Source organism: Planococcus donghaensis MPA1U2 (genome assembly GCF_000189395.1).
Classification (GTDB): domain Bacteria; phylum Bacillota; class Bacilli; order Bacillales_A; family Planococcaceae; genus Planococcus; species Planococcus donghaensis_B.
The window spans coordinates 31,134-45,692 of the sequence record NZ_AEPB01000064.1; the positions used below are offsets into that span (position 1 = coordinate 31,134).

Here is a 14,559-nt window from a genome sequence, read left to right on the forward strand (position 1 = left end):
TTTAATTCCTAATTATAGGCCTTCGTATCGGCAACTTAGAAAATAATGACTTACTTAACTGTTAAAGCATAATAAATGGCTTAAAAGGGGCGTGGGCTGAATGTTTTCTAAAGACATTGGAATCGATCTTGGAACGGCGAATGTATTAATATATGTTAAAGGTAAAGGAATTATTTTAAACGAACCCTCTATAGTAGCCAGAGACAGAAAAACTGAAGAAGTTCTGGCAGTGGGAAAAGAAGCAAGTAAAATGCTGGGTAGAACACCAAAGCACATTGAAGCGATTCGTCCGCTAAAAGACGGAGTCATCTACGATTTTGATGTGACTGAGGCCATGTTGAAGCATTTCGTGCATATTTTAAAACTAAAAGGTTTTATGTCCAAACCACGTATTTTGATTTGCTGTCCGACAAATATAACGAGCATCGAACAAAATGCCATTCGTGAAGTCGCACAAAAAGCAGGAGCTAAAAAAGTATATGTCGAAGTCGAGCCTAAAGTAGCTGCAATAGGTGCGGGACTTAATATTTATCAGCCGAATGCTAGCATGGTTATAGATATCGGAGGCGGAACTACAGATGTAGCCGTTTTGTCGATGGGAGACATTGTAGCGAGTGAAACGATTAAAGTGGCAGGTGACCGCTTTGATCAGCAAATTATGAAATATATAAAGCAAGAACATAAATTGTTGATTGGTGAAAAAACAGCTGAAAAAATGAAGATAGAACTTGGTACAGCAGGTAAACAGCTTGAAGAAAAAAAGATGGAAGTCCGGGGACGCGATATTTTAACAGGTTATCCGAAAACCTTAACTATCAGTTCGTTTGAAATCGAACAAGCATTAAGAGAGTCGGTAGATGCGATTGTTGAAGCAACGCGAGCTGTGCTCGAAAAAACACCGCCGGAATTGGCTGCAGATATTATTGAAAGTGGAGCAGTATTAACCGGTGGTGGGGCAATGTTAAATGGTTTAGATCAGCACTTATCAGAAAAACTAGAAATTCCAATTTCAATTGCAGACAATCCGATGGAATGTGTTGTGCTAGGTACTGGGTTAATGTTAGAGGCAAAAGACAATATTTTTCGTACACAAAAAACAAGATCGAACAGCAGATAGCAAAAATCACGCTTTCTGGTTATAATAACTAGAGTTTAAAAATTCGAGTTTCGCGTGAAAGTCGAAGAATTCAGTAGATGGAAAGGTTGACAAAGTGAATGGCTGAACTGAAGAAAAACTTTTCTTTTCGAAAAAAAGCTAAAAAAGACACGGCAGAGCCAACAAGTCCAAAAAAGACATGGTGGGTTCAAATACGCTTATTTCCAATTTGGCTTCGCATTGTGCTAGTCATTGCCTTAATCGCTTTAGCGGCTGTTTTAGGGGTAATGATTGGCTTTGGCGTAATTGGTGACGGCAGTCCCACCGATGCATTAAAATGGGAAACATGGCAACACATTTTAGATATTATGGGTGGCAAATAAAGCGGTATATGTAGGAGTAAATCGTATAGGTTACCCGTGAATGTAGAAAAAGGAGATGAATCGTTTGTTAACAACTGAACAAATTCAAGCAATTTTACCCCATCGCTATCCATTTTTGATGGTAGATCGTATTTTAGAAATTGACGCTGGCAAAAAAGCAGTCGGTTTAAAAAATGTATCTGCGAATGAAGATTTCTTTAATGGTCATTTCCCGGGTTATCCGGTTATGCCAGGTGTGTTAATCGTAGAAGCACTGGCACAAGTTGGTGCAGCAGCTGTTTTACAACTAGATGCAAATAAAGGTCGGTTAGCATTTTTTACAGGAATTGATAACTGCCGCTTTAAGCGACAAGTTGTACCCGGCGATCAGTTACGCTTAGAAGTAGTGTTAACAAAACTTCGAGGTTCAATGGGTAAAGGACATGCAATTGCTACTGTAGATGGTGAACTTGCATGTGAATGTGATATTCTTTTTGCATTAGGACCAGTCGCTTCCGAATAAAAAATACCTATGAAAAAGCTGTTGTCGAAAGTCACTTTATGACTTTCAACAACAGCTTTTTCAATTTGTGTAATTTCTAGGTTGTATTAGGCTTCGTCTTTACGAAGTCCTGGACGAGTCCGCATATCTGTTTCGAAACGTTCAAGCAACTCTTGTCCTTCAAGTCCATCTTCTAATAGTTCAGATAAAAGAGTTTCTGCGTATTTACGACGAGCCCGTTTTAACGTACCTTTCATTAATACCGAGACATGGTCGCCCATGATTTTAACATCCTTCACAACAACTTCAAAAGGCGCAGGTTCATTTTTAGGATAAGAAATAACAACTTGAACTGCAATCGTTTCGTTGCTTTCTTTTAAGCGATCAAAAGTTTCTTGGTGTGTTAAATCGATGAGCATTTCAAGAACCCATGAACGCTCTTTATTTTCCTGATTTATGATGATGCCATCATGTACCGGATAGTCAGTCACTTGCTCTTCTTTTTCAATACCTAACGACAGCATTTTAAATGTTTTCATGCAGCGATGCCTCCCATACTAGCTTTGTTACAGTATAGCATAGCACATTGAAGATTCAGTCGGCGAATCAAAGTAGCCATTGAAAAATAACAGATTTTTGCCAAATCTGATTTTTACTTAAGACAATGATTTTATAGAAACTTAATAAAATCAAGAAAATAAATTTCAAGAAATCTTTTTAAAAGCTTCAAAAATGAAATATGAAAGCAGAAAAACGCCGAAAAATTATTTTTTCAGTTTTGCAAAGAATTCAATCTTCTTAGTATGCTCTAAATAAGCAAAAGGAGGTGAGAAAATGAATCAAGTCGGAATTGTCGGTCGCTTAACAAAAGATCCAACGATGCGAGTCATGAATGAAGGTCGGGTACACACTTCCTTCGTCGTAGCAGTTTCTAGAAATTATAAAAATCAGAAGGGAGAAACAGAAACAGATTTCGTTCTTTGTTCCACCTGGGGAAGGCCCGCTCACAATGTCTCCAAATACTGTGTAAAAGGATCTTTAGTAGCGGTTACTGGCCGTTTGCAATCACGTTCCTATGACAAGGAAGATGGCACACGAATTTATGTAATAGAAGTGCTTGGTGACCAAATCCGGTTCCTCGATAAAAGAAAAGCGCAAGAAGAAACCACATCTCAGCACGAAACGCCACAAAACGATGCAGACTTCGATTTCCAACCGCCAGAAACTGAGCAAGTAAATGCATAGAAAGGAGGCACTTAGCGATGCCAAAAGATGTGCAGCTGCAACTGGAAGTGCATATGGAGCAACTAATTAAATTAACCGCTTTGCTGCATCAACGATTGGCAGAAGCGGAGAGGGAACTAAGTGAATTGAAAAAAATTTTTTGTACTGTTCAAAAAGGGTAAGGTTTCATGTCTAAAAGGGGAAATGCGGCCAGGTGGGGACCTGGCCGCATTATTTAACGCTAGTTATAGTGAGTACGTAAACAGTTCTTTCAAATCATTATCCGAAAGATCGGTCATCCATTGACTGGATTGAATAAACTCTTCGGACATCGATTGCTTTTGAACCAATAAAGAATCGATTTTTTCTTCAATCGTTCCAATGGTCACAAACTTATGAACATGAACAAATTGAGTTTGACCAATACGGTAAGCTCGGTCAGTCGCTTGGTTTTCCACCGCTGGATTCCACCATCTATCCGCATGTAAAACATGCGTTGCGGCCGTTAAGTTCAGCCCCGTGCCGCCTGCTTTCAACGACAAGATGAAAATAGGAAATTTCCCAGCTTGGAATTGAGCTACTAACGAATCACGTTGTTGTTTTGGCATGCTACCGGTTAGGAATGGCACTTCATGGCCATACAACTCGTTAATCGCTTGTTGAAGGATATGTCCCATACCGATGTATTGTGTGAATATCAAACATTGTTCCCCGCGTTCTGCAATTTCCCCGGCCAAGGTCACAATGCGCTCTAGTTTTTGAGAACGAGGAAGAATTTCAGCAGCATTCGTATAAGGCTCTTTCAAGTAAAGAGACGGATGATTACATAGCTGCTTTAATTTACTAAGCATTTTCAAGACTAATCCTTTTTTCTCGAAACCTGTGAGCGTCTCCATTTTCTGCACCGTATCCTGAACCAAGCCTTCATATAACGCGGCTTGCTCGGGTGTCAGTGGACAGTATTCTAGCTGTTCCTGTTTTTCAGGCAAGTTTAACTGCAAGTCCGGATCTTTTTTCGTCCGGCGGAGCAGGAATGGCTGAATACGCTGACGCAATTTTTCTTTATGTTCTTCAGAATTATCACGTTCGATTGGAATCATGAAATTTTCTTGGAATTGCTTGATGCGGTATAAGTAACCTTTATTGATAAAGTCAAATATCGACCATAACTCAGAAAGACGGTTTTCAATCGGCGTTCCCGTCAATGCAATATGGTGATCGCCTTTGAATTTCCGGATAGTACGCGATTGCTTCGTGTACATATTCTTAATATTTTGTGCTTCATCAAGCGTAATACTCGACCAATGCAGACTTTGCATTTCTTCTCCATCGGAAGACGCGATGCCATAAGTGGATAACACAACATCGGGTTTTTCTTTAGCTAAATAAAGATTAAATTCTTCGCCTTTTGGACGAACACTGCCGTAATGTGTCACCACTTTCAAGTCAGGAGCAAAGCGTTCTAACTCTTTTTGCCAGTTACCGAGCACCGAAGTTGGGCAAACAATCAACGAAGGATGCTCAGGTTTTTTCCCGTGAACATGGAGCAAGTACGTAATAAGCTGAACCGTTTTTCCGAGCCCCATATCATCTGCTAAACACAACCCGAATCCTTCTTGGCGCATAAACACTAAATAATCAAAGCCGATTTTCTGGTAAGGACGTAGCTCAGTTAATAAGTTTTTTGGTAACGGAGTTTCCGGTAAATCGCGCTTATCAAGAAGCTTATCGAGTAATGTTTTCAGTGATCTATTCAAATGAAATTCAACGAGTGGATCATCTTCTTCAGTTGTTTCCTCTAGCATAATTTCTGGTACGTTTTGGAACAACATATCTTTAATGGTCCAATCGGCGTCTTCTGCTTCTTCAATCATTTTCCGCAACTGCATCAATAAGTTTGAATCCACACGCACCCATTCATTGCCGATGCGGATAAACTCTTTGTTCTCCGTAACTAAACGTTGAAAATCCTGCATGCTGAGATCGTGTCCGTTTAATGAAAACTGCCAATCAAAATTAATAATTTGATCAAGGCCAACAACCGATGCTTTTTTAATCGTTGAGTTTACATTGGCTTTAACGCGAATTTTTGATTCTTGAACAGCCTTTAACCAAGATGGAATTGACACTTCTACACCAAACGCCTGCAAGATTTCGGCATCATTTCGCAAAAACTCAAGAATTTCTGAATCTGTCCATTCAACATGGTAAAAAAGGTCTTCATCAAAGCTTTCAATAGAAGGGCATAAACTTAATATTAAAGCTTGGCGATCTTTAATATCTGGTGCAAACGAACGCCATTTCTCTGGTAACGCTTTAGGTATCGGTTCATTTGCACGACGTTTAGAAGGAGACCAATAAACACTGCCTCGTTTTGAACGCATAACCACTTTAAAAGACCAATATTCATCTTCATCGGGTTCGCTTAATTGCACCGCAACTACGTAATCATCGGCATCGGGTAAACCTTGCCAACCAGCTTGTTGCACAAAGCCTTGAATATAAGGTAGTTGAGCAACCGTTAAGCCTTTTTGACGCAATTGATGATGAATCGTATCAGCAAGAAAAGCACGAATTTCGTTATCTCCATACTTTTTACTGATGACAATATCATCTGCTTCAACCGATACATGATCCCATAGATCAGGGTCACTTAACGAGTCAGCAACTTTTTCAGCAAGCTTAAGCCAACTTTCATCTTCTGGTCGTTGTCCAGCAAATGTTACGTAATGATGAGGTTCATTTTGAAACAAACGAACAAAATCAGCGGGTGTTAAGACCAAATCCAGCCCATCAGTTTGTGCCGTCAAGCCGTAGAAGCTATCTTTATCTAGAAAATACAAATATGACTTCCAGATTTCCGGTGGAATTCGATTGCCGGCTTCGTTGGCTGCCTGGATGCGGAAAAGTTCTCCACGATTGATGGTTAAATAGTAAAGACGGCTTCCTTCAGTTTGGAATTGATTCATATAAGATTTCCTTTCTCGATCTCTTCCTGGAGTGCACGTAAACGTTTGTTTTGTGTGCGGATTTCAGTAATATACGCAGTCCAAAACTCCATTTGACCGCTTTTTTTGCAGGCAGCTTTCATCTTTTTCCAGATTCGTACTGCTTGTTTATAGCTTGGACGGTTACGTTCTTCTAGATGCGATAATGCATATCGATGGAAAAGGGGAAGTACGTAATCCGGCGCATCGTTTTGGACTTCTTTAAGGCCACATTCCTCCGCAAAATACAAAGGAGAATTGTGAAGATGATGCAGTTCTGCCCATTGTTTATACATTTGTTTTTCGATTAAATAAGCCGAATACGCAGGCAAACCATAATGGCCAAATTGCTTAAACAAATCTTCCCAATCCAGTTCACTTAATTCGATTTGTGAAAACAAACGGCTAAGCGTTCGCACATATTGATGACGGTATTGTGTGTAAAGCCCTTCAAATAAGAAGGTTTTCACATGTGGCTTGATCGCCAACAACACATTTGTTAATGCTTGCAGGTGATTTTCGTCTTCAGCAAGAACTGCAAGAGCCACCCAGTCGTGCGTTTCGTTAGGCGATATTTTTTTAATATCGAGATCGTTTTTTAGTAAAATATTAAAAAAGGCTTTTAATCGTTCATCTGGATTTTTTAAAGCAACAAGTTCATCTTCGCGCAGTCTATTTGTTGTAAACAGATTGGTCCAAAATAGCTGGTAAAGAGAGAACCGTTGTGAAAATGAAGAATCTTTCACTTCGATAAATTCCCGAACCAAACCTTTTAAATGTTCAAAAAAAGCATCTGCTTCGAATGTGCGATGTTGCACACGCAACTGCCCAAGCAAATCACGTAATTCATGTAATTCATCATCAAACCACGTTTTGAAAAACGAATGATGAACTTCTTGAGTGCCTGAGATAAACGTCGCCCATACTTCTGTTAACGAGATAAAATGAGCATAGGTGCGGTAAAGAACTTTCCACTCACGCTCTAACGGTACGTAGGACAAAGCGTTTTTCAAACGTCCTTCATACATTTGTTCATAATAAAAATAATTACGGGTCGTATAATCAGGAATTGCATCTCGCCAAATGCTACGAATCAGTTTTGTCCATTGCTCCGGCGAGCGTTTTTCTGACAATAAAGCGAGTTGTTTGTTCTCAGGCTCACGCCATGAAGTTACCCACTCTGAAAGAGAACCGATTTTTTGATAAAGCGCAAAAATAACTGCCACTCGGTGACGACATGTTGGTTCTTGTGGACATGCGCAAATTGCTGTGAGCTTATCGAAGTTAAGGATTACCTTAACAGAGTGTGCATCTTTTACAATTGCCTCCAGTAATAGGCGTTCTTCATTGAATGATTGAATCTGGACGCCGTCATGCCGCACTAAAAAGACTGCTTTTCGAACCATTTCTTCATCCAACGCACGGGTCGGTAGAAGTGATTTGTCGATAGCAGCCATATAATTGTGTATTGTATCTTCGAATCTTTTCGCCAGGGATTGAACCGTAGCCATATGCATCGCCCCAAAATAAAACTTTCCCTCTATTATACGTCTTTCAGACTGCTCCGTAAATGATGAAGAATAGTTAGTGAAGAAACAGGGAAGAAACCTATGCATTTATTTTTTTCAGAATATTGTTTTATGTAAGTTAAATGGTATTATGAAAGTAGTAAAGGCCTAATTATATTGTTTAGGATAGGAGAATGTTCGTTGTTCAATTCGTTTATTTTAGAAATTCCTGACTTGCGCTCTGTATTGCAGCCAAAGGACGTATTGGGTTGGGAAGTAGTCTATGCGAGAGCTGATTTGGTATTTGGTAAGATCAGTTGGCAAATTTCATCAGATGGTAATTGTTACAGCATTCAAGACCCACGTCTATTTCCAGATTATTTGGAGCAGGTGCAAGTCGATTTTAAAATGAATCGAATCGTTTTTTATAAACGAGAAATGTCGGATGAAGAGTTTCATCATTTGGTGGCGTATATTATAGGGAAAGTGTCCATTTACATCGAACCAAATGAAATGCATTTTATGATTACGCCCCCACGTCACCGTCATCAACGAATGCGCACACGAAAATAATGTAACCGTTTTCTAAAGCTTGTGAGCTAGCCATAGTTGGTAGCTGATAGGCTTTTTTATTTCGGAGGGTTTTGAATAGTAATTTGAGGGGGAATTAACTTATTAATAATAAATTTTAAACTAACCAAACTGAATCTTAAGAGGTAGTAGAAGATAGAATTAATAGCGTTTTTATTACAAATAAATATTTTTTTGATAAAAAATGTGACGAAATAGTTTCTAAAACGTCTAATATATAAGAAAATTCTTATCCCTTTCTATTTTCGAATAGAGGGTTTTATGCTATAATTAAGGTAGTCAGAATATTAAAAAAATAAAAAGAGGGGTGATTATAATGTTGCATGTCAAACTTATGAAGCCGTTCTATACGAAGAAAGAAGGGCATCTAGTTAAATTTGTGTTTGCTTATCAGTATTTCTCAATTATGAAAGATGACGAGCTGTTCCACTTTATTCCGGTGGAAGGTAAAGAAATTATCGTCAACCTCAATACATTTCAAGTAGAGAATCTTTCTGAAGTGTTCGTCTTCCAAAAAGGCAATCGCTTTATCCGCTTGCCTCTTTACCAATTGTTGCTGGTGTCTGATATACACAAACATCTCCAAGCGATATTGCAGGAAGAAAGGGAAGAAGTCATTGAGGTGAACGACCAAACGAGAAAAGAAGCGACGGATGCCATTCATTTTCTAGAACAGGCAAACTACAGTCGTATGATTGATGAAGCTTTAAGTTCAGGAGATCGGGCAATGTTTGATGCATTACTGGCTCAGCAACGCGAATCAGAACAATTACATGGAGGTTTGTAAAGTGAATATAGCAGCCTATGGATAAAAACGTCTTTCCGGATCGACAGGGAGAGGCGTTTTTAAATGCGAAAAAATCCATGTTAAAAGCCCTTTTCCGATAGATTCAGAAAAGAGCTTTTAAATATCTACGTTATTCATAAGTCACCCCTTACATCAAAGTGTAAAAATTGATAAACAGCATAACTGCTGTAGAGCCAGCGACTCCGATTGCAAGATCTCCCCAACCTAGTTCTAGTACTTTATCAAAATTCATCATCTTCATCCGCTCCTTTTATAAAAGTTTTTTTTTGGAAGATCTTACTGTAAGTTAAGCTGTTTGTTAACTTGTTTTTAGTATAAATGATTGATTTATAATAAACATCGTCCAAAATAACTAAAAATTCTAAAAAATAAAATAAAATGATTATTTCTTGTTCTTTTGATCACAATCGGTTGCTGTTCGATTGAACTCTTACAGCGGTATTGGTACATTGAGTCATAGTAATGAAAAAAGACGAAAATCAGTAAAGGAGTAGATGTTGTGAGAACTTTACCAAAACGATTAAAAAAGGGGGATACGGTAGGGGTTATTTCCCCTTCAAGTCCACCAAATCAAGAAAACTTAAAAAAAGCATTGCCGTTTTTAGAAGAGCTTGGCTTAAACGTCAAACTTGGCAAGTCTGTTTACGAAGTTAACGGCTATTTGGCTGGAACAGACGAAGAACGCTTAGCCGATTTGCACGCCATGTTTGAAGACCCTGAAGTGTCCGGCATTTTTTGTGCAGGAGGCGGCTACGGAGCGGCACGATACGCAGACCAAATCGATTATGCGATGATCAAAGAAAACCCAAAAGTGTTTTGGGGCTATTCGGATATTACCTTTTTACATACAGCAATCGGCGAATACGCAAACTTAGTGACATTTCATGGTTCGATGCTCGCATCAGATGTTGGAAAACCGGAATTCCACGAACGCAGCAGACGTATGTTTGGCCAATTATTTGCACCATTTGAATTGCATTACACAGAAGAAGTGTCGCCACTTGAAACAGTGGTAGGTGGAGTGGCTCAAGGTGAGCTGGTCGGAGGCAATCTGTCGTTGATTCGCAGTGCAATTGGCACGAAGTTCGATTTGGACGTAAAAGGCAAGATTTTATTGATTGAAGATGTGGATGAAGAACCGGCTGAAGTGGACGAAATTCTTAATCATTTGCGTATGGCACGAAAATTTGATGAAGCTGCATGCGTTATTATTGGCGATTTCAAAAATGCTGAACCAAAAAAACGCAAGCCATCATTGACGTTAGAACAAGTTTTAGACAATTGCTTTAGCGATTTAAAAATCCCGGTTGTCAAAGGCTTTAAAATCGGTCATTGCGAACCGCATTTTTCTGTCCCATTAGGTGCGCTTGCTAGACTTGATGCGGATGCTAAAACCTTAACCATTCTTCCAGGCGTCGAATAACAAAACCGAAACGGAGTGAACAGTTTGTTGCAGACAGAATCCACGGCATGGGTATGCAGTGTTCCCGTTGCAACCGTTTGGACCGCCCCAGAAAAAGCGCGCCCAGTCGATGCAAAAGGAATTGGTGCACATTCCAATATCAATAACTGGCTACAAAGCATGAGTCCAGAAGACAATCAAGACTTGGTTAATAGCAACCGAATCCAAACACAACTTCTATACGGCGAACCGGTATTGATTGAAGAAGTAGTAGATGGTTGGGCGAAAATCATTGCACTTTGGCAACCGTGTCAAAAAGATGAGCGAGGCTACCCCGGCTGGGTACCTGTTGATCAATTAAAAGAAGTCGCAAATTTAGCAGAACTTGGCTTTGCTCGCGTAACGCAAAACAAAGCACAACTTTGGACAGAAGATTTCAAGCCGCTGAAAGTCGTGTCATTTAACACGACGCTGCCAGTAAAAGAGATTGGTGAATTTATTCGACTGCAAACGCCGGATGGAGATGCGTTAGTAATGACAGAAGCAGTGGAAATCGTTGACGCTTACAACCAAAATCTAAAAGGTAGTGGAGTAGACATCGCTAAGCTCGGTGCGAAGTTTTTGGATTTGCCTTATTTGTGGGCAGGGATGTCGAGTTACGGCTTTGATTGTTCAGGCTTTACGTATAATTTAATGAAAGCAAACGGTGTAATTATTTCACGCGATGCGGTAGATCAAGTGTCAGAAGGAAGCGAGATTGATCCACAGAATGTTGAAGCTTGGCATATAGGGGATGTATTGTTTTTTGCTCACGAAGAAGGCAAAGGAAAAATCCATCACGTCGGCGTGTATTATGGCAATGGGTTAATGCTTCATGCGCCGAAGCCTGGGAAGTCAGTAGAAATCATTGAACTGGCTGGGACAAAGCATGAAGTGGAGCTCTGTGCCATTCGTCGATTTACCGAAATCGAAGATCACGAAGACTAGAATAAAAGCAGCGAAAAGCAGTGTTTCTTTAAAGGTGAAATGGAAGTCAATTTGTGCTATAATAGACAGATAGCGTTTTAAAAAGAGAGGCGTGGTATTGATGGCTTTCCAACCCCATGAAAAAGAAGTATCAGAATTCGTAGCGGCGCGCTACATAGGCGAATGGATTTCTTTCACTCGTAACGGCGTCGATGTTAACGGCACCATCTTTAAAATTATGGACAACTCGGTGATTGTTGAAATTTCACCAGAAGACGCAAAAGAAATTGGTGCGGCATCCAACATGACCGTAATTTCACATAAGAAATATCGCATTATCGAAGCATAATTCGATAAAGAAAAGGCTGCTCCTCGTGAGCAGTCTTTTTTTGTTTGGATTTTTTTAGGGAGTTGTTGCTATGTGAATGAAATAGAGATCTCATGTGAACTTGAGTGAAATATGGGAGGGTTCATGTAAAAGGGTGAAAAGTTCATGTAAAGAGCTCAAAAGTTCGGGTAAGAGGATGAAAAGTTGCTGTAAGAGCCTGGATTCATGTAAAGAAGTAAAAGTTCAGGTAAGGGTGAAAAAAGTTCATGTAAGGGCCAGAAAAGTTCGGGTAAGAGGAGGAAAAGTTGCTGTAAGAGCCTGGATTCATGTAAAGAAGAGAAAAGTTCATGTAAAGAAGAGAAAAGTTCAGGTAAGAGTGAAAAAAGTTCATGTAAAGAGCTCAAAAGTTCGGGTAAGAGGAGGGAAAGTTGCTGTAAGAGCATGTATTCATGTAAAGAAATGAAAAGTTTAGGTAAGAGTGAAAAAAGTTCATGTAAGGGCCCGAAAAGTTCATGTAAAAATATAAAAAATCCATGTAAAAGCCAAAAAAGTTCAACTAAAACAAAAATTCATCATACCCATAACAACACGCCAACCCGGCTGCTATGCCTTTTGACTCAAACGATTGAAATATTGAAGAATGTACCAGCTAATGCGTTCCAAAGATGACACTTTTTTGGTAAAGTATAGTGAAGCAGAACGTCAATTGCCTTGAAAGGAACTATACGCATGATATCCGACTTCAAATTCTGGCACTTTTTCCCGAGACAAGGACAACTTATACATAATATAAAAACGACGGAAATGCGCGATGTGAACAAGCGCATTGCCTGGATTTTTGCGATTGGCCTAATGGTATTCGCAATGAGTGAGATCTGGGGGATGAATACAGATTCACTGACGCCGATTTTAGCAGCAGGAATGTGGGATGCTTATACATTAGCTCGCTGGACCTCACTTGTAGGGACGCTTCTTTGGGCAGGCTTTTATTTGGCTTTCCATCTGTACGGAGCGGCTTTTTTGTTCAATAAATTCATCAAAATAGCATGGCGCGCCGCACTTATTATGCAGCTCTACGTTGTTGCGTTGTTAATTATTGAAAAAGGATTGCTTTTCTTATTGTTTGCGTTGACCGGCTATACGATGTCTGTGTCACTTTTCTCGTTTGGTCCGATTGCGGCTACTTTTTTGGAACACGATTTTTTGATTTATTTCTTTAATCAATTGACGCTTTTCACGTCACTTATCATTGCGGTGCAATACCGATTTATCCGCAGCTTTACAAAAATTAACCCGAAACTGATTTTATTTGGCTTAATCATGCTCCACATATTGGCGGCGTTATTTGTCGCCTCGTTTAGTTTGATTCCAACAGATGATATGCTGAGCGGTTTTATGGATGGAGGGAGTCTCTTTGAATAGATTTTATTTTGTTGGGTTATCTATCGCAGTAGTGGCTTTTTTAACGGCTAATGGACTGTTGATGTTTGGCGAAAAAAGCATTTTGCCGAAAAGTGTTTATGTTAGCGAGTATGAACAAGCCTACACCGGTACATACACCATTGATTTGTTTAAAGAAGCATTGACAGTACCACAAGAAACGATAGACATTTATGTGCAAGACCATGAAGCGCTTCAGCAGTGGACGGTTCAAGAAGGCGACAGTGTAACTGCCGGATCAGAACTCGCTGTATTAAATGAAGCGGAAACGGCTGATCAGCGAGCGGTATGGGAAACGCAGAAAATTGCGCTCGAAGGTCAGCGCAACGAAGTCCAAAGTTCGTTGACGTCGCTTCAACAAGCGAAAGCTGCTCAAGGTGGAGTGGTCTCGCGAGATGCCTCTAATAATTCGCAAATAACGAATGAAGATGAGGATGTCATTGATTTTGATGTAAATGTTTCAGTTGGTGTCGCAGTGCCGCAAGATGGCTCATACGATGCCGGAATCGCTCAAGCTGAACAAGAACTTGCTTCGATCGAAACACAATTAGCGGTATTAGAAGCGCAATTAGCGCAAAGTCTTTCAACTCCATCACTCATCAGCCCGGTAGACGGCGTGGTATCCAAAATCAACCGAGAAACAGAACCGCTGAGTATTGAGATTTATTCGAATGAAAAAATATTCCTCAGCTATGTACTTGAAGACGAATGGCCGTTGGTTCAAGTAGCAGATCCAGTCAACATTCAAGGAGAAGGCATTGAGGGAATTGCTAAAGGAACCGTTCAAAGTGTTTCAGAAATGCCTGCTGAAGAATCTAGATGGCTAGAAGCTTATCATCAATTAGAACCACACGAGCAAAACAATCCGTTAGCGTATTACGAAATACGAATCGCTGTAGAGTTGCCGGTCGAAAACAAATTGCCTTTTGGCAGTAACGTCAACACGGCTATCACGTTAGAAACAGCTGAAAATGCGGTTGCTCTTCGGACACCATGGCTGTTCGATTATGACGGAGAAGTTGGAAAAACGCATACCTTGAACATCGATGGTCGACCAAAAACGGTGCCTGTTACTGCTGAGTTTGAAAAAGGTGCGAAAGCAGTACTAGCAGAAGGTCCTGAAGCTGGCGCCATCGTGATTCACGAAGAAAAACTTGAACATTTTGTTGCGCCGCCGAAAGTCTTTATGCCTTTCCCGATTCGCCAACCTGATTTTGAAGTCGCCAAAAACACATATTGGCGTGCGTATGTTGAATATTTACTGGCACGTTAATGGATCTACTCAACCCGAAAGCTGCTGCTTTCGGGTTTTTAGCTGATTTAACAGCGAGACAACTGGGTTAAT

16 protein-coding genes are annotated in these 14,559 nt (G+C 40.0%); 13 read left to right on the top strand and 3 right to left on the bottom strand.

What is annotated here, in order from left to right:
• Positions 1-100 precede the first annotated feature (100 nt).
• From mreB to fabZ, 3 genes are all read left to right on the top strand, one after another.
• Positions 101-1,117, top strand: a complete 1,017-nt coding sequence (gene mreB, locus GPDM_RS15840) for a rod shape-determining protein (protein ID WP_008433022.1) — start codon at positions 101-103, stop codon at positions 1,115-1,117.
• 98 nt (positions 1,118-1,215) lie between these two features.
• A complete protein-coding gene (locus GPDM_RS15845; protein WP_008433024.1) occupies positions 1,216-1,479 on the top strand; it encodes a DNA-directed RNA polymerase subunit beta in 264 nt (87 codons plus the stop codon).
• 64 nt (positions 1,480-1,543) lie between these two features.
• Positions 1,544-1,981, top strand: coding sequence for a 3-hydroxyacyl-ACP dehydratase FabZ (fabZ, locus tag GPDM_RS15850; protein ID WP_008433025.1), 438 nt, complete (start codon positions 1,544-1,546; stop codon positions 1,979-1,981).
• An 86-nt stretch (positions 1,982-2,067) separates the two neighbouring features.
• Here the strand turns inward: fabZ and GPDM_RS15855 are convergent, their stop codons facing one another.
• Positions 2,068-2,499 carry a YwpF family protein gene (locus GPDM_RS15855; RefSeq protein WP_008433027.1) on the bottom strand — a complete coding sequence of 144 codons (432 nt, stop codon included), beginning with the start codon at positions 2,497-2,499 and terminating at the stop codon, positions 2,068-2,070.
• A 295-nt stretch (positions 2,500-2,794) separates the two neighbouring features.
• Here GPDM_RS15855 and GPDM_RS15860 point away from each other — a divergent pair, with 295 nt between their 5' ends.
• Complete coding sequence (locus tag GPDM_RS15860; RefSeq protein WP_008433028.1) at positions 2,795-3,205, top strand: single-stranded DNA-binding protein; 411 nt, start codon at positions 2,795-2,797, stop codon at positions 3,203-3,205.
• A 17-nt stretch (positions 3,206-3,222) separates the two neighbouring features.
• Entirely contained in the window at positions 3,223-3,366 is a 144-nt protein-coding gene (locus GPDM_RS16775; protein ID WP_008433030.1) for a hypothetical protein, read from the top strand.
• Positions 3,367-3,429: 63 nt separating this feature from the next.
• Here GPDM_RS16775 and GPDM_RS15865 read toward each other — a convergent pair whose 3' ends face one another.
• A complete protein-coding gene (locus GPDM_RS15865) occupies positions 3,430-6,153 on the bottom strand; it encodes a DEAD/DEAH box helicase (protein ID WP_008433032.1) in 2,724 nt (907 codons plus the stop codon).
• The gene (locus GPDM_RS15870; protein WP_008433033.1) at positions 6,150-7,682 is read right to left on the bottom strand and encodes a hypothetical protein; all 1,533 of its coding nucleotides are present in this window, start codon (positions 7,680-7,682) and stop codon (positions 6,150-6,152) included. The genes GPDM_RS15865 and GPDM_RS15870 overlap by 4 nt, the downstream gene beginning before the upstream one ends.
• A 198-nt stretch (positions 7,683-7,880) precedes the next feature.
• On the opposite strand from GPDM_RS15870, the gene GPDM_RS15875 reads away from it, so the two are divergent.
• The 8 genes from GPDM_RS15875 to GPDM_RS15910 all read left to right on the top strand — a co-directional run bounded on the left by GPDM_RS15875 (position 7,881) and on the right by GPDM_RS15910 (position 14,487).
• A complete protein-coding gene (locus tag GPDM_RS15875; RefSeq protein WP_008433035.1) occupies positions 7,881-8,252 on the top strand; it encodes a hypothetical protein in 372 nt (123 codons plus the stop codon).
• A 334-nt stretch (positions 8,253-8,586) separates the two neighbouring features.
• Positions 8,587-9,057: a hypothetical protein gene (locus GPDM_RS15880; protein ID WP_008433036.1), complete on the top strand. Its 471-nt coding sequence runs from the start codon at positions 8,587-8,589 to the stop codon at positions 9,055-9,057.
• Positions 9,058-9,577: 520 nt separating this feature from the next.
• Positions 9,578-10,501 carry a S66 peptidase family protein gene (locus tag GPDM_RS15885; RefSeq protein ID WP_008433041.1) on the top strand — a complete coding sequence of 308 codons (924 nt, stop codon included), beginning with the start codon at positions 9,578-9,580 and terminating at the stop codon, positions 10,499-10,501.
• Between the two features lie 15 nt (positions 10,502-10,516).
• Positions 10,517-11,467 carry a C40 family peptidase gene (locus GPDM_RS15890; protein WP_237704172.1) on the top strand — a complete coding sequence of 317 codons (951 nt, stop codon included), beginning with the start codon at positions 10,517-10,519 and terminating at the stop codon, positions 11,465-11,467.
• A gap of 100 nt (positions 11,468-11,567) precedes the next feature.
• Positions 11,568-11,795: a DUF2187 family protein gene (locus GPDM_RS15895; RefSeq protein ID WP_008433044.1), complete on the top strand. Its 228-nt coding sequence runs from the start codon at positions 11,568-11,570 to the stop codon at positions 11,793-11,795.
• Positions 11,796-11,889: 94 nt separating this feature from the next.
• On the top strand, positions 11,890-12,237 hold the full coding sequence (locus tag GPDM_RS15900) for a hypothetical protein (protein WP_139046216.1): 348 nt from the start codon (positions 11,890-11,892) through the stop codon (positions 12,235-12,237).
• Positions 12,238-12,578: 341 nt separating this feature from the next.
• Positions 12,579-13,196, top strand: coding sequence for a hypothetical protein (locus tag GPDM_RS15905; RefSeq protein ID WP_050789224.1), 618 nt, complete (start codon positions 12,579-12,581; stop codon positions 13,194-13,196).
• Positions 13,189-14,487, top strand: a complete 1,299-nt coding sequence (locus GPDM_RS15910) for an HlyD family secretion protein (protein WP_008433049.1) — start codon at positions 13,189-13,191, stop codon at positions 14,485-14,487. The genes GPDM_RS15905 and GPDM_RS15910 overlap by 8 nt, the downstream gene beginning before the upstream one ends.
• Positions 14,488-14,559: the final 72 nt, after the last annotated feature.

Excerpts from the sequence above, each read along its gene's own strand:
- GPDM_RS15880 (WP_008433036.1), top strand. The coding sequence starts at position 8,587 with ATGTTGCATGTCAAACTTATGAAGCCGTTCTATACGAAGAAAGAAGGG.
- GPDM_RS15845 (WP_008433024.1), top strand. The coding sequence starts at position 1,216 with ATGGCTGAACTGAAGAAAAACTTTTCTTTTCGAAAAAAAGCTAAAAAA.
- GPDM_RS15905 (WP_050789224.1), top strand. The coding sequence starts at position 12,579 with ATGCGCGATGTGAACAAGCGCATTGCCTGGATTTTTGCGATTGGCCTA.
- GPDM_RS15865 (WP_008433032.1), bottom strand. The coding sequence starts at position 6,153 with ATGAATCAATTCCAAACTGAAGGAAGCCGTCTTTACTATTTAACCATC.
- GPDM_RS15895 (WP_008433044.1), top strand. The coding sequence starts at position 11,568 with ATGGCTTTCCAACCCCATGAAAAAGAAGTATCAGAATTCGTAGCGGCG.
- GPDM_RS15860 (WP_008433028.1), top strand. The coding sequence starts at position 2,795 with ATGAATCAAGTCGGAATTGTCGGTCGCTTAACAAAAGATCCAACGATG.
- GPDM_RS15855 (WP_008433027.1), bottom strand. The coding sequence starts at position 2,499 with ATGAAAACATTTAAAATGCTGTCGTTAGGTATTGAAAAAGAAGAGCAA.
- GPDM_RS16775 (WP_008433030.1), top strand. The coding sequence starts at position 3,223 with ATGCCAAAAGATGTGCAGCTGCAACTGGAAGTGCATATGGAGCAACTA.
- mreB (WP_008433022.1), top strand. The coding sequence starts at position 101 with ATGTTTTCTAAAGACATTGGAATCGATCTTGGAACGGCGAATGTATTA.
- GPDM_RS15870 (WP_008433033.1), bottom strand. The coding sequence starts at position 7,682 with ATGGCTACGGTTCAATCCCTGGCGAAAAGATTCGAAGATACAATACAC.